Origin of the sequence: Ureibacillus galli, from assembly GCF_014836845.1 — a bacterium.
GTDB classification, from domain to species: Bacteria; Bacillota; Bacilli; order Bacillales_A; family Planococcaceae; genus Ureibacillus; species Ureibacillus galli.
In genome coordinates, this window is record NZ_JACSQA010000019.1 from 61,077 (window position 1) to 74,058 (window position 12,982).

Genomic DNA, 12,982 nt, shown 5'->3' on the forward strand with positions numbered 1-12,982 from the left:
TTAAAGGAGAGGATACACGTGTTAAAACAAAATATGACTCTATCGATATTACTTCTTAATTTATTCATCGCCTTTTTAGGTATAGGACTCGTTATTCCTGTTACTCCTACTATTATGAATGAGTTAAATTTATCCGGCTCAATTGTTGGTTACATGGTTTCAGCTTTTGCTGTAGCACAATTGGTCGTTTCACCTATTGCCGGCATTTGGGTCGACAAATTTGGTCGAAAAAGAATCGTTGTCATCGGTTTATTTATCTTTGGTATTTCAGAACTATTATTCGGAATCGGAAATAATTTAGCGGTTCTTTTCCTTTCCCGTATACTCGGTGGTGTCAGTGCTGCCTTTATAATGCCAGCTGTTACTGCATTTATTGCTGATACAACTTCTGTTGAAACAAGACCAAAAGCACTCGGTTACATGTCAGCAGCCATTTCCACTGGGTTTATTATCGGCCCTGGTATCGGCGGATTTTTAGCAGAAATCGGCACTCGAATTCCCTTTTTCTTTGCGGCTGCATTAGGAATAATAGCAGCGGTTTTATCAATCATTACGCTGAAAGAGCCAGAACGAAATAATGAGTATGGAGACGTTTCAAAAGAAAAGGTTGGATGGAAACGTATCTTTTTACCAGCTTACTTGATCTCCTTTATTATCATTTTAATTTCGGCACTCGGCTTATCATCTTTTGAATCTTTATTTGCCCTATTTGTCGATCATAAGTTTAGCTTTACTCCTAAGGATATTGCAATCGCCATTACAGGTGGCGCAATTGTAGGAGCCATTGTTCAAATTGCTTTATTCGATCGATTAACAAAATGGCTTGGCGAAATTCGATTAATTCGTTATAGTTTAATCTTTTCAGCAGCAATCGTTTTACTATTAACGTTCGTTCATAATTACTTTATTATTTTATTGACGACAATACTTGTTTTTATAGGTTTTGATTTAATGCGACCTGCAGTTACTACGTATCTTTCAAAGATTGCTGGTGATGAACAAGGATTTGTCGGTGGTATGAACTCTATGTTTACGAGTATTGGAAATGTGATTGGTCCTGTAATCGGTGGTATACTATTTGATGTGGATTTAAATTATCCATTCTACTTCGCAACAATTACGTTAGCTATCGGTATCGGATTGACACTTACTTGGAAACAGTATTCCATACCTAAAACTGTTGCGACGAAATAAAATGAATTCGAAAACAACTTGGGGTGGATTTTTATGGAAGAAGAAAAAGAAAAACTTTATTCCATAGGTGAAGTTTCAAAATTAATGAATATATCCATTAAAGCACTTCGCTACTATGATAAGATTGGTTTATTTAAACCTGCTTATGTAGATCCAAATTCCAATTATCGTTACTATAGTGACTTTCAACTATATCGTTTAGATTTAATCAAATCTCTAAGCTATATTGGAACACCATTAAATCAAATTAAAGAAGTTGAAGAGTTAAATAATGATGATTATATTTCCTTTCTCATTCATCAAGAGCAAGTTGTAAAAGAAAAAATTGATTATTTATATGAAATTCAACAAATTATTTCCTCTGTCAGACGGGATATACAGAGACAAGAAGCTCCCTTTGGTGAAGTCGTGTTATTAGAGAAAGAAGAAATAAAAATCATTCAAAAAAGAGTTCGAGGTTTAGGTCCAAAAAATACGTTTAATTCATCCTTTAGTAGCTTTCGAAAGTATGGTCCTTCAACAGAAGGATTTCGAAAGAAAGGTTACGGCTCCATTTTCCCTATTAAAGAATATAAAAGCATTGATGATATAAACTACGATTATTTGTTTACCCCTTTACTTTCGAATAAGAAAATGATGCCCCTAGAATGGGATACGGAGCTAGCTATTTTACCTAAGGGAAAATATTTAAGCATCATTTGCCACTCCACTACGTTTGATGATTACTTTCAATCGTTACAAAAGCTCATTCATTTTATTCATACAAATGAAGTGAAAGTAATGAGCGATATATACGAATTCTTTTCTATTAATTATCAAAGTGATGAGCACAAATATATTAATGAATTCAGAGTGTTAATCGAAGAATAGTTAAAAAGTTAAAACTACCATTATGATGAATCATAATGGTAGTTTTATTTTTGCCTATATTCTTATTCTGCTTCCCCAACAACCGTAAAACGTTCATTAAGATGTTGCGGATTTTCAATTTCATCCACGACAGCAATTGCATAATCCGCATAGCTAATATAACTTTCACCTTTTGAATTTACTAAAAGTTGATCTTTTCCAGTTTGATAAGATCCCGTTCTTTTTCCTTCTGGGTCAAATACTGCTGATGGACTAATAAATGTCCATGTCATTTCAGTTGTTTCTTGTAGCTCTTGTAAGTTACGACCTTGCCCTTTTGCAGTTGGGATAAAGATATCTGGAAAATCCGGTGTTTCCATTACCTTCATTGTTCTGGCTTCATCTACATAAAGACTTCCTGCTCCCCCAACAATGATTGCTCTAGTGTCTGTTCCTTTTAAAGCTTCAATTAAAGAATGTCCTGCATCAACGTGGGCTTGTTCTTCACCTAAAGGAGCTCCAAAAGCATTCACTACGACATCAAATGGTTTCACATCATCAGACGTAAGGTCAAATACCGATTTTTCAATAACCTCAACGTTTTTATCCTGAACTTTTGCCGCATCTCTTACAATTGCAGTCACCTCATGTCCTCGACTAGCTGCTTCTTTCAAAATTAAACTTCCCGCTTTACCACTTGCACCAATAATTGCAATTTTCATTTTTTCTTCCTCCTGTCATTTAAGTTGTAACTACTTTAATTACATGTAACCATCATAATTACAATTGAACAATCTGTCAACACTTTACTATTCCTATAAGAAATATACTTGTAATAAAGTTAATTACAGGTGTACTATAATGGTACGTTCGTATAAGGAAGGTGTCATCATGTCGATTAGTAGTCGATTTTCTGTTGGTGTTCATATATTAGCTCTTATTGAAATCAATAAGGATGGCGTTAGCACATCTGAATTTTTAGCAGGAAGCGTTAATACAAATCCAGCTGTCATAAGAAAAATTATGGGGATGCTAAAAAAAGCAGGATTAGTTCAAGTACATCCAGGTATTGCTGGGGCTGAGTTAGTAAAAGATTTATCAGAAATTACATTATTAGATGTGTATAAAGCTGTAGAAGTTGTACAGGAGAAAGAGTTATTTAGCATACACGATAATCCGAATCCCGAATGTCCAGTAGGTAGAAATATTCAAAATACCATTGCTCCACTATTTGAAATTGCACAAACTGCAATGGAGAAAGCCCTCGGGAGTGTAACGATTGAAGATGTCGTAAAGGATATTATCGAAAAAGAGAAATTAAATCATTAAAAAACGGCATTCTTTTAATGAATGCCGTTTTTTCAAAAAATTTATACATTGTGGACAAATCCCCATACACTTTTAAAGTAATCTGACAGAATCCCTTCTCCAGGAAACCTTTCTTCAAGAACAGCTCGAAGCTGTCGAAGTTCCTCTTTTAATTTATCTTCTTCATTTGGGAAAGATCCAAAGTAAGTATAGCGATAAACCGGTTCGTCTGGACAAAGTTCATATGCCTTCTTTAACATAGTCTTTCCTTTTTGTTCCCAAGAATCGTCGTCACCAAAATAATTTGGGAAAAGAGAAATCATATAGCCAAAAGACCATAGAAAATCTTCATTCGTATAAAAATGATTGAAACCATAATTCGTGACTTCCCGTAATACGGTCTCTATTTCATCAAAGTCTACTCCTTTAATATCCAGAGGACCCTCTTCAACTAGAACATACCAGGAAAGAAACCCAAGTCGGATAACCGTTTTTATGTCATTCGGATTTTCATTCCAATGTTGAAGCAACAGTACTTTTGCTTTATTCCACTCTCCTTGATTTTCAAGGATATCTACTTCCGGCCATTGCCAATCAATCATTGCGATTTCACCACCTAACATTCTATTCCTATTCTACTACACCGCTTCCTTCCAATAGTATGATATAAACAATGGTAATGGTCACTTTATAACAGGAATTCCTTTAGTTTTTCTTGAATATATTTATACACAATGTTTAAATGGGGGGATTTTTATGAGTTTTGTGGTGATATATACGATTGGTAGATTGAAACATTCACTTGAACACCCGAGTACGAGTGAATTTTTTGAAGTCGGTTATAAAGTCATGCGCCAAGCAGATGTTTCTGGACATCTTGTTAAGGAGTTTTCCCCTTTAGGAGTACCCTTCCCCGAAGATTTAATAAAAGGCGATGGAACACCTATCCTTACATTAACCGTGTGGAAAAGTCTTGAATCCTTATATCGTTTTACCTACTCAGGTCAACATCAGAGAGCGTTACGCAATAGACATCAGTGGTTTGATACGCATCAAGGAAAACGACTATCCTACGTTGTATGGTGGACGGAGGAAATAGCGGATGTATCTTGGGAAGAAGCTTATAAAAGATATACTTATTATCTACAACACGGATCTACTCCCTATGCGTTTGACTATAAACTAGCCTTTGATCAAGCAGGCGAAAGGTTTTTATTTAAATAAAAATATGTTAATAGGAGTGTTTTATGAACAAAGATACAGCTTCAGTATTGTAGCAGACGAATGACCTATTGATAAGTTTACAGAGGAATTAGGGATAAAACCGACAGAAACATATAAAAAGGGAGATCCTTATATAAGAGGAAAACGGAAAAGTACAAGATTTGAAACTGTGTGGGAAATAGAACAGGCACGGTTGAATTACTTTATGATGATGATGAAGATAAACAGATATTTGAATCCTTAATCGCTCCATTAAAATCCAAAATAGCGTTAATCAATAAATATAGAAAACAATATCATTTAACTTGTATTTTCTTTGTACACTATATTTTTTATGATGCTCAAACACCTGGAATGCGATTAGATCCAAGTGTTATTTCCTTTGCAAATAGTATGGAAGCTATTATTGATGTTTACATTGATAATGAACTAACGTTAGAAGAAGAATTGATTTAGTAGTACCCTACAGTTCATGCATTAAAATAACCAATTAAATAAAAAAACAAATAGAAACATTAGTACTCCGACAATGATCATTCCAGCTAAAATATAGCTTAAACTTGTTAATAGAAACTTAAAGAAATCATAGATTGAACCAGCTAAGTCTTCTACAAACCTTAACAACATTAATTCCTCCATTCCTTTATAATATTACCTTAAAAGATTATTTCTACGTAGAAGTACTTTCTCCTTCATAAAGGCGCTAAATCCTTTGGTTTAACGCCTTATCATTGAGTTAGCATTTCCCATCATTTCTGATTCTTTCGACCATTTTCCATGATGCCAATTAAAAATGGGATATCCGTTAAATATTTCCCTTATTCTCCTATTACAAATTTTATGAGTTATCACCTTTAATAATAAATAAAACATCAATTAATAATAAAATGACCGATACACCTACGGAAATCGTTAAGTCGATATGTTGCTCCAATTTCATTAGTATTCCAATTATGTAAAAGGCAGCGACCCTTGTGACCGCTAAACAAAAAGCCGTATAAATCGTTTCACCCATGAAATACTCAAATACCTTTTCCAAAATACTATCAACCGTAAGCCAGTAAACGAGGAACGAAATCCCAATAACAATTAATTGGTTGGTCGTAATATGTAATGAAAATATCGTATCAATAACACTTGTAGACCCAATCAATAGGAATAAAAAGAATGTAATGACTATCGTAATAATCAGTGCAAATAAAAAGGAAGCAAAAATGACCGATAATATACTATCTTTACTTTCCTCTTTTTTATTTTCTTTGCTTAAAAATAAAAACAATAAAATGAATGAAAGGATAAATATTAATAATAGAAAAATAGTTATTTTCAAACTATCTCCCCCTTACCTTTAATTTCTATCTGAGTTGCAAAATTATCCATTCTATTACAATTGTATAATTTCAACATATCTTTTTGCCATTTATAAACACTACTTTTCCTTTTATTTTGAAGAACGATTTGCATTAGCATAGTAAAAAGCTATCCATAAAATAAAAATAGCATTCACCCTTCTTGGATAATGCCCCCGATTTTCATTCTATTGACATACGATTTCACTAATTTATTACTCCCACTCCAATTGATTTATTTTTAATGTTTCTCACGTTTGCTTACGGAGGGAATTAATGCTGAATGAAAGATTTCCTCTACTTTATTTTCTTTGACTAACTCTTCCCATTGCTTTTATTGCTTCCCAAACTGTGCAATTTTTTTTAGATAGAGAATACCACCAAATAAAATAACAAACCCAACCGTAATGCTCATAAAAAAACTACTTAAAAATATTATTAAAATCCCAATTATTGAATGAAATATTTTCAATCCAAAACACCTCCAAAAAACTATCATAATATTATTTGCGAGATTAACAATTAACGCTAAATTGATACTGCTCCCACTTACATATCCCCTTGTTATACATCTATCATTTCGTAAAACTCGCTAAATATAACTGTTTTTTAATTCAGTAATTCAACCAGAATTTAAACATATTTTTCCAATGAACTTTAGTATCTATATATAATCTGAACCTATAATGAAAAAGAGCACTTTCCCCATTTTGGAAAAGTACTCTTGAAAACTACTCTTTTATCATGTAGTTATTTATTCTTTGTAAAAATCAATAACCGATATCGCCAACGATACAACTTTATCGATAATATCTGTAGGTGAAACGACCTTTATTTTGTTTGCGAATCCTAATATAAACTCGACTGCTTCCTGCTGATCATTAAAACTTAAAGTTGCAGGTATCCATTTATTTTTATTTGGATTTTCTGATTTTATTACTTTAACAAACTTACCTGTAAATTGAATTCTTTTCATAATCTCTGGATGGATTTCTACTTCTACATCATACTTTGGTAACTTTTGTATAAACTCTACTTTTGATTGTTCCCAGTATGCCACCAAATTGAAATTAGGTGGTCTTTTAAAAGTTTCATTTTCGATTTTTGCATGATATATGCGTGATACCCGATAATTACGCAGCTCTCCATCCCTTAATGCTACAAGGTACCATTTATTCCCTTTCGCTACTAATCCTAATGGTTCAATTAATCTCTCTTTTTGCTCCCCATCAGCCTGTTCATAGTAAATTTTCAACTTTTTATTATCCCAAACTGCTTGCTGAACGGTTTTAAGCGCACCCGCTTTCTCTTTTGATTCCCTCCAGGTGCCTGCATCTATATGAATTCTTTCCCACATTGCTTGTGCTTCTTCACGAAAAGTAGTGGGAATAGATGCAAGTAACTTTTGCCTCGTATCTAATGTTTGGTTATTTAATCCTAAATCTTCGAGTAACTCTCCGGAGGGAATTAGAAATAAGGATTTCATGTCATCAATCGTTAACCCACTTAATTTACTACGAAAATTATCTAATAGAAGCCACCCTCCCCCTTTGCCTCTTTCAGAAATAATGGGGAACCCTGCATTAGTTAATGCATCCATATCTCTGAGAATCGTTCGAACGGATACTTCTAATTCATTTGATAATTCTTCCGCAGTCATTTTACCTCTATTTTGTAAAAGGATCATGATATTCACTAACCTATCTGCTCTCATCTTCCCCATCCTTTGAGTAGAAATATATTTGTGAATTAATTTTATTAATATGACATAAGGTGTCATGTTTTTATTATATAGTCATACTAAAGGTAATGAAAGGAGGGTTCTCATGACTCAGAGACGAAATACAGTGTTGTACATTGCAGCGAGTTTGGATGGTTATATTGCAACAAGAGAAGATTCGCTTGAGTGGTTATTCAAGGTGGAGGGTGAAGGAGATAACGGCTATACAGAGTTTTATGAAACAGTTGATACCATTTTAATGGGAAAACGAACTTACGATTGGATAATACAAGAGATGGAAGAGTTTCCTTACAAAAATAAAGAATGTTATGTATTTTCAAGATCTTCTTATGAGGATACCGAAAATGTGAAGTTCATTCATGAGGACATAAAAAGTTTTGTGAACAAACTAAAAAACAAAGATGGGAATAACATTTGGGTTGTTGGTGGAGGAGAACTGCTACATTCTTTTATTCAAGAGAATTTAGTCGATGAATTCATTATAACTTTAGCACCAACTATAATTGGTAATGGAATCCCATTATTTAAAGAAGGAAATTACCAATTAGAACTTTCTCTGAAAGGAATAAAGAGATTTAATCAATTTGTTGCATTATCTTATGTTAAAAAGGAATCCTCTGCTAGATAAAACAATATTAAAATAACAGCTCCCTTAATTAGAGCTGTTTTTTTACATCAAATTTTAAAATCACTCCTTAAATTCAATTACCTTAACCCCATCTATATTTACATCAAATGTTAAGATAACAAATCCCTCTGGAGGGTTAAATGGGCCTGTATAAGTATCATATTTAACTTTTACGTTAAAATCATATTGAGAATATCCACCTGTTTTTCGTGTTACCTCCAAAATTTCTGCATCCCAAAGTGCATAACTACGTTCAGGATATTTTTTTCTAATTGCTTCTTCTGCATAGGGATCTAATAATGCTAAAAAGGCATCATAAAAATCGGTATGATTTCCTGCAATTTCTGAAATACTCGTTTCTGAAAAAGCTTGATTTTGTTCGGTCAAGCCGAACGTTACTATGAGAGTTAAAATAACAATTAATTTATATTTCACTTTTGAGTTCCACCTAACTTTTATTGGTTAGTCTGTTTATATCCTCAAAAAAATATGTGCTTATTTAACTTATCTATTCAAAGTTCGTCGTAAACCTTCAAAACACTCTATATGTCCCATTCTTAAAGCTGTGCTGGCGTTACTTGCAGAGAAAAATGTCAGTTGCATACGTAGGCTTCGAATGAAGTAAACTATTTTATAAGCACCTAATGATTTTGTGTATTATTAGTTTGACTTTTTAATAGGAAGTAGGATAATTACAAAATATAAGGAAAAAATTATAAAGAAAAAAGGAGCGATACGATGTTTGATCAAGTTGCGTATTTTATTTTAGAAGCGATGGTAGTCTTAACGATTTTAGTTGTGGTGATTGGAATCCCTCTTGGAGATACACTGTTTAGAAAAAATTAAGTCTAATTAAATGGAGTTTTAAGATTTTATCTCCTGCTACGTTAAATTGTTAGAAACAAATTAAAGCGTTCCTAATAATGCTTTAAATTGAGTACAAATAAAAATCCCTGCTTTTAATATAAAGTAGGGATTTTTGGCGTTTTAATAGATTGAATGATTATGAAAAAGAAAAGCACTTATAATCTGTTGGTATTCCCTGTGAACGTAATAAGTCAGCTAATAGGTGGGACTTTGCATAGCAAATTCCTTCTTTGAAGTTTAATATATCCGAAGCTTTACAAGTAATTAAAATAAGTGACAATATGCCCTATTTTTAATGTGAATAGTAGAAACTAAATATGTAAATATAATTTAAGACAGTGTGAAACGAATGCCTCACACTGTTTTAAATGTTATTCAAAAGGTGTTTTCATTAATTGTTTTGAAAATTTAAGGAGTCTAATTTCACTAACAAATGTGGAGCCTAACAACAGTACACCACCAATTATTTGAACTAGGGCCATTTGTTCTTGCAAGATAATGGCAGAAATTAATATTGCTACAAATGGATCCACATAACTAAGCATCGCAATACTTTGTCCTTTCAAATTCTCCATTCCAGAGAAAAACAACCAAAATCCAATCCCTGTATTGACGATCCCTAAAATTAAAATAAAAGGAATGGAAGAGCTTGATAACTCAAAGATACCAAAGCCTTCAGTCAAAAAAACATAAGGCATTAGTAATAAAGTGGTCGTTCCAAGCTGAATAATGGTCAGCTCTAACTTGCCCATTTCTTTAATAAATCTATTTAAAAGCAATAACGCAGCATAAAAAGCAGCTGCGATTAACCCAAAAGTAAGTCCAAGCAAATCCTCTGAATTGGATGCACTCACACCTTCCCCTACAATCATTACCATGCCTATAATTGCTACAACAATACACACAATTTTTTTCATGGATAATTGTTCACGAAGCACAATGGGCGAAAGAATCATTACAAATACGGGTGCAAAGTAATACCCTAGTGTTGCATTGGCAAGTGTAGTATGGTCATAGGATTGATAAAGAAAAATCCAGTTCCCCCCTAGTGCTATACTTGAAAAAATCAAAATTAAAGCATTCGATTTAACTAAATTCCATGCTATTTTTTTCTTTATCGCGACGAAGATTAGTAGTAAAAATAAGCATCCGAGGAAACTACTTAGCAAAGCTCTTTCGCTCGCCGATAGATCAATGTTTCGAACAACTAAACCGATTGTACCGAAAATAATCATTGATAATATAAACTTGATTTTAGATTTCATTTTCTTCTCCCAGATATATACGGAATAACAGATAACTCGCATATTATTAATCTATTTATGAATTAAACAATTATAGGAAATGTTGAAAATTTCATTGAACCGATCGGAATCATATGATTACATTTATTGAGATATGCATGTTTAATTACTTCGATTTAAATTTTAATAACATTCGGCATATGCTTTGTATAAGGGAGGAATTTAGTAACAATCCATTCGGTTTTGACCTTCATATAACCCGTTGTTGTCCCATCACTACAGCCGTACCATTCTTCTAAAAGCACATCTTGGTCCAGAACAATTTCAACAAGATTTTCTTTGTCATTTAAAACACCAAATACAGTAGCAGCACCAATTTTAACACCTAGAATATTTTGCATTAGTTCTTGCGGTGCAAAGGAAACTCGTGAAATATTGAGTACTTTACTAAAATCTTTGGATTTAAATGGTTTTTCAGCAGTAGTTACAAATAAATAAAATTTGTTCTTTTGACTGTTACAGAGAAAAAGCGTTTTGACCATATTCATATTTAGTTTTTTATTTATTTCGATACAATCCTCCATTGAAATGGCCTCATCCGTTTCAACACGCTCAAACGAAATTTCTAACTTTGTTAATGTTTCATAAACCATTTCTTGTAAAGGTGTCTTATAGCTATTAGGTGCTTTTTCCTTAATATCACTCACATAGAACATCTTATTATAACGCTCCCTTTCAACTTGCTTTTCCAATGGTAATAGCATAGCATAGTCATATACATTACAAAATTGAATGTTAGTCATATTACATATAACAAAACGGCATGCAAAGGGGATAGCATTATGAATATCCAAAAATATATGGCCTTTGTTAAAGCAGTAGAATACGGGAGCTTTACACGAGCTGCTGAAGCATTAAACTATACGCAGTCTGGCATTAGCCGTATGATTAATGATTTAGAATCTGAATGGGGAATTTTGTTATTTGAAAGAGGACGTGGGGGTATCACCTTGACATCTGATGGTTTAAAGTTATTCCCACAGTTACAACGAGTCTGTTATGAACATGAAACGCTAATGATTCAGATTGAGGACTTACACGATATCCAGTCTGGGATTATCAGAATTGGAACATTTTCTAGCGTGGCAACCCATTGGCTACCTAATATAATTAAATTCTTCAAGAAAGACTATCCTAATATTGATTTCGAATTACTATTAGGGGATTATACAGAAATTGAAAGCTGGATTATCGAAGGCCGGGTCGACTTTGGATTTTTACGACTACCGACAAAAGCTAAAATGGAAACAATCTTTGTGGAGCAAGACCGTTTGCTGGTAGTCATTCCTCAAGATCATCCATGTGTTAATTGCGATAAGTTTCCAATCAATGAATTATTGAACAGTCCATTTATGCTATTGGAAAAGGGAGCAAAAGCTGAAATCTCTGAAATTTTTGAGCAGCATCAAATTTCACCGCAAATTTCTTTTGCAACATGGGATGACTATGCCATTATGTCTATGGTAGAAAACGGGTTAGGAATTAGTATATTACCAGAACTAATTTTGCAAAGGATTCCTTATCAAATTATCGCGAAAGAGCTTGAAGTACCAGCTTTTAGGAATATTGGGATTGCTATGAGAGAGCAAAAATCACTTTCTCTTGCAGCGAAGGAATTTTTAGAATATTTACCATATAGAAAGAGACAGTAAAAGTAGAGGGGAAATTTTTTTCACTTGCCAGTTAATAAAATGAGTCCTTATCCTGCAAGGATAGTGCCCGAATATTTTAACTGTGTATATCCCCTTTTAATTAGCGGTGATGATTCCAGAGATTGCCCATGTGCTTCACACTGTCTCACAATATATATCTTTTTTTCATACTAATATGTAAAACAACTTAGTTCATTAATAATTTTATAAAGCAGTTATGACGAATGATTTCTAATCAAAGCCTCCATGTTGAAAAAAGAATGTTCAAAATGGAGGTTTTCATTTTATTAAGTATGAGACTTTTATAAAAAAAGTTTCTTCAGATTTTTGTTCAACAATCGCGCCCGATTCTGGAATACTCTAGAAAGTCCCCCTATATACAGTTTATCTTTTTACCTAATTTTGTTGAACAAGAAATGTACCGAAAAATTATCTTCTAAATTGTGTTAGTATCAAAATAATGAAAACTAACGTCAATCCTATTACACTGATTAATGATGCAACTTTTATATAACGGATTGCACCATCCGATATTTCAGGTTCTTCTTTGTACATCCACCGTTTTCCCCATAATAAGCTCTCTTGTGGGTAGAAATAACTCCATATTAATACCGCATATAATGGAATAGTTAAAAAAAAACTACAATTATTTCTAACATTTTTAACATCTCCCCAGAAAAATCAATATTTAATATACGATTGAGTTTTCTATTAGTTTCAGATTGCTTCATACAATAATATAAATAACCAGTCCTTGAAAGTAAGGTGTTATTCAATTAATTGGCCCGATCGTAATATGAGGTTAGCCAGATTTTTCTGGTTGACCTTTTTCGTTTAGGTCTTATTATAACGGTAGTCGGGGTAGA

16 protein-coding genes and 1 pseudogene are annotated in these 12,982 nt (G+C 33.0%); 8 read left to right on the forward strand and 9 right to left on the reverse strand.

What is annotated here, in order from left to right; all coding sequences use genetic code 11:
* Nucleotides 1–18: 18 nt before the first annotated feature.
* Both norA and H9636_RS12630 read left to right on the forward strand, forming a co-directional pair.
* Nucleotides 19–1,194, forward strand: a complete 1,176-nt coding sequence (gene norA / locus H9636_RS12625) for a multidrug efflux MFS transporter NorA (RefSeq protein WP_191707921.1) — start codon at nucleotides 19–21, stop codon at nucleotides 1,192–1,194.
* A 33-nt stretch (nucleotides 1,195–1,227) separates the two neighbouring features.
* The gene (locus tag H9636_RS12630; protein ID WP_191707922.1) at nucleotides 1,228–2,064 is read left to right on the forward strand and encodes a MerR family transcriptional regulator; all 837 of its coding nucleotides are present in this window, start codon (nucleotides 1,228–1,230) and stop codon (nucleotides 2,062–2,064) included.
* 62 nt (nucleotides 2,065–2,126) lie between these two features.
* Here the strand turns inward: H9636_RS12630 and H9636_RS12635 are convergent, their stop codons facing one another.
* The gene (locus H9636_RS12635; RefSeq protein WP_191707923.1) at nucleotides 2,127–2,765 is read right to left on the reverse strand and encodes an NAD(P)-dependent oxidoreductase; all 639 of its coding nucleotides are present in this window, start codon (nucleotides 2,763–2,765) and stop codon (nucleotides 2,127–2,129) included.
* 169 nt (nucleotides 2,766–2,934) lie between these two features.
* On the opposite strand from H9636_RS12635, the gene H9636_RS12640 reads away from it, so the two are divergent.
* The gene (locus H9636_RS12640) at nucleotides 2,935–3,372 is read left to right on the forward strand and encodes an Rrf2 family transcriptional regulator (protein ID WP_191707937.1); all 438 of its coding nucleotides are present in this window, start codon (nucleotides 2,935–2,937) and stop codon (nucleotides 3,370–3,372) included.
* Nucleotides 3,373–3,413: 41 nt separating this feature from the next.
* On the opposite strand, the gene H9636_RS12645 is transcribed toward H9636_RS12640, so the two are convergent.
* A complete protein-coding gene (locus H9636_RS12645) occupies nucleotides 3,414–3,953 on the reverse strand; it encodes a hypothetical protein (RefSeq protein WP_191707924.1) in 540 nt (179 codons plus the stop codon).
* A 154-nt stretch (nucleotides 3,954–4,107) separates the two neighbouring features.
* On the opposite strand from H9636_RS12645, the gene H9636_RS12650 reads away from it, so the two are divergent.
* The 3 genes from H9636_RS12650 (at nucleotide 4,108) to H9636_RS19275 (ending at nucleotide 5,031) form a co-directional block, all read left to right on the forward strand.
* Nucleotides 4,108–4,575: a DUF3291 domain-containing protein gene (locus tag H9636_RS12650; protein WP_191707925.1), complete on the forward strand. Its 468-nt coding sequence runs from the start codon at nucleotides 4,108–4,110 to the stop codon at nucleotides 4,573–4,575.
* A gap of 67 nt (nucleotides 4,576–4,642) precedes the next feature.
* On the forward strand, nucleotides 4,643–4,819 hold the full coding sequence (locus H9636_RS19465; RefSeq protein WP_191707938.1) for a DUF4279 domain-containing protein: 177 nt from the start codon (nucleotides 4,643–4,645) through the stop codon (nucleotides 4,817–4,819).
* Complete coding sequence (locus tag H9636_RS19275) at nucleotides 4,747–5,031, forward strand: DUF4279 domain-containing protein (RefSeq protein ID WP_191707926.1); 285 nt, start codon at nucleotides 4,747–4,749, stop codon at nucleotides 5,029–5,031. The genes H9636_RS19465 and H9636_RS19275 overlap by 73 nt, the downstream gene beginning before the upstream one ends.
* Before the next feature lie 21 nt (nucleotides 5,032–5,052).
* On the opposite strand, the gene H9636_RS12665 is transcribed toward H9636_RS19275, so the two are convergent.
* The 3 genes from H9636_RS12665 to H9636_RS12675 all read right to left on the reverse strand — a co-directional run bounded on the left by H9636_RS12665 (nucleotide 5,053) and on the right by H9636_RS12675 (nucleotide 7,638).
* Nucleotides 5,053–5,199 carry a hypothetical protein gene (locus tag H9636_RS12665; RefSeq protein ID WP_191707927.1) on the reverse strand — a complete coding sequence of 49 codons (147 nt, stop codon included), beginning with the start codon at nucleotides 5,197–5,199 and terminating at the stop codon, nucleotides 5,053–5,055.
* 214 nt (nucleotides 5,200–5,413) lie between these two features.
* Complete coding sequence (locus H9636_RS12670) at nucleotides 5,414–5,905, reverse strand: hypothetical protein (RefSeq protein WP_191707928.1); 492 nt, start codon at nucleotides 5,903–5,905, stop codon at nucleotides 5,414–5,416.
* Nucleotides 5,906–6,678: 773 nt separating this feature from the next.
* Nucleotides 6,679–7,638, reverse strand: a complete 960-nt coding sequence (locus H9636_RS12675; RefSeq protein WP_191707929.1) for a helix-turn-helix transcriptional regulator — start codon at nucleotides 7,636–7,638, stop codon at nucleotides 6,679–6,681.
* A 112-nt stretch (nucleotides 7,639–7,750) separates the two neighbouring features.
* Here H9636_RS12675 and H9636_RS12680 point away from each other — a divergent pair, with 112 nt between their 5' ends.
* Nucleotides 7,751–8,293 carry a dihydrofolate reductase family protein gene (locus H9636_RS12680; protein ID WP_191707930.1) on the forward strand — a complete coding sequence of 181 codons (543 nt, stop codon included), beginning with the start codon at nucleotides 7,751–7,753 and terminating at the stop codon, nucleotides 8,291–8,293.
* Nucleotides 8,294–8,353: 60 nt separating this feature from the next.
* On the opposite strand, the gene H9636_RS12685 is transcribed toward H9636_RS12680, so the two are convergent.
* The 4 genes and pseudogenes from H9636_RS12685 to H9636_RS12695 all read right to left on the reverse strand — a co-directional run bounded on the left by H9636_RS12685 (nucleotide 8,354) and on the right by H9636_RS12695 (nucleotide 11,258).
* Complete coding sequence (locus tag H9636_RS12685) at nucleotides 8,354–8,728, reverse strand: DUF3888 domain-containing protein (protein WP_191707931.1); 375 nt, start codon at nucleotides 8,726–8,728, stop codon at nucleotides 8,354–8,356.
* Between the two features lie 589 nt (nucleotides 8,729–9,317).
* Nucleotides 9,318–9,425 (reverse strand): annotated as a pseudogene (locus tag H9636_RS19110) (transglutaminase-like domain-containing protein); the annotation flags it as partial.
* A gap of 106 nt (nucleotides 9,426–9,531) precedes the next feature.
* The gene (locus H9636_RS12690; RefSeq protein ID WP_191707932.1) at nucleotides 9,532–10,425 is read right to left on the reverse strand and encodes a DMT family transporter; all 894 of its coding nucleotides are present in this window, start codon (nucleotides 10,423–10,425) and stop codon (nucleotides 9,532–9,534) included.
* A 155-nt stretch (nucleotides 10,426–10,580) separates the two neighbouring features.
* Entirely contained in the window at nucleotides 10,581–11,258 is a 678-nt protein-coding gene (locus H9636_RS12695; RefSeq protein WP_225230208.1) for a prolyl-tRNA synthetase associated domain-containing protein, read from the reverse strand.
* Here H9636_RS12695 and H9636_RS12700 point away from each other — a divergent pair.
* A complete protein-coding gene (locus H9636_RS12700; RefSeq protein WP_191707934.1) occupies nucleotides 11,247–12,116 on the forward strand; it encodes a LysR family transcriptional regulator in 870 nt (289 codons plus the stop codon). The genes H9636_RS12695 and H9636_RS12700 overlap by 12 nt on opposite strands.
* The last annotated feature ends 866 nt before the right edge of the window (nucleotides 12,117–12,982 follow it).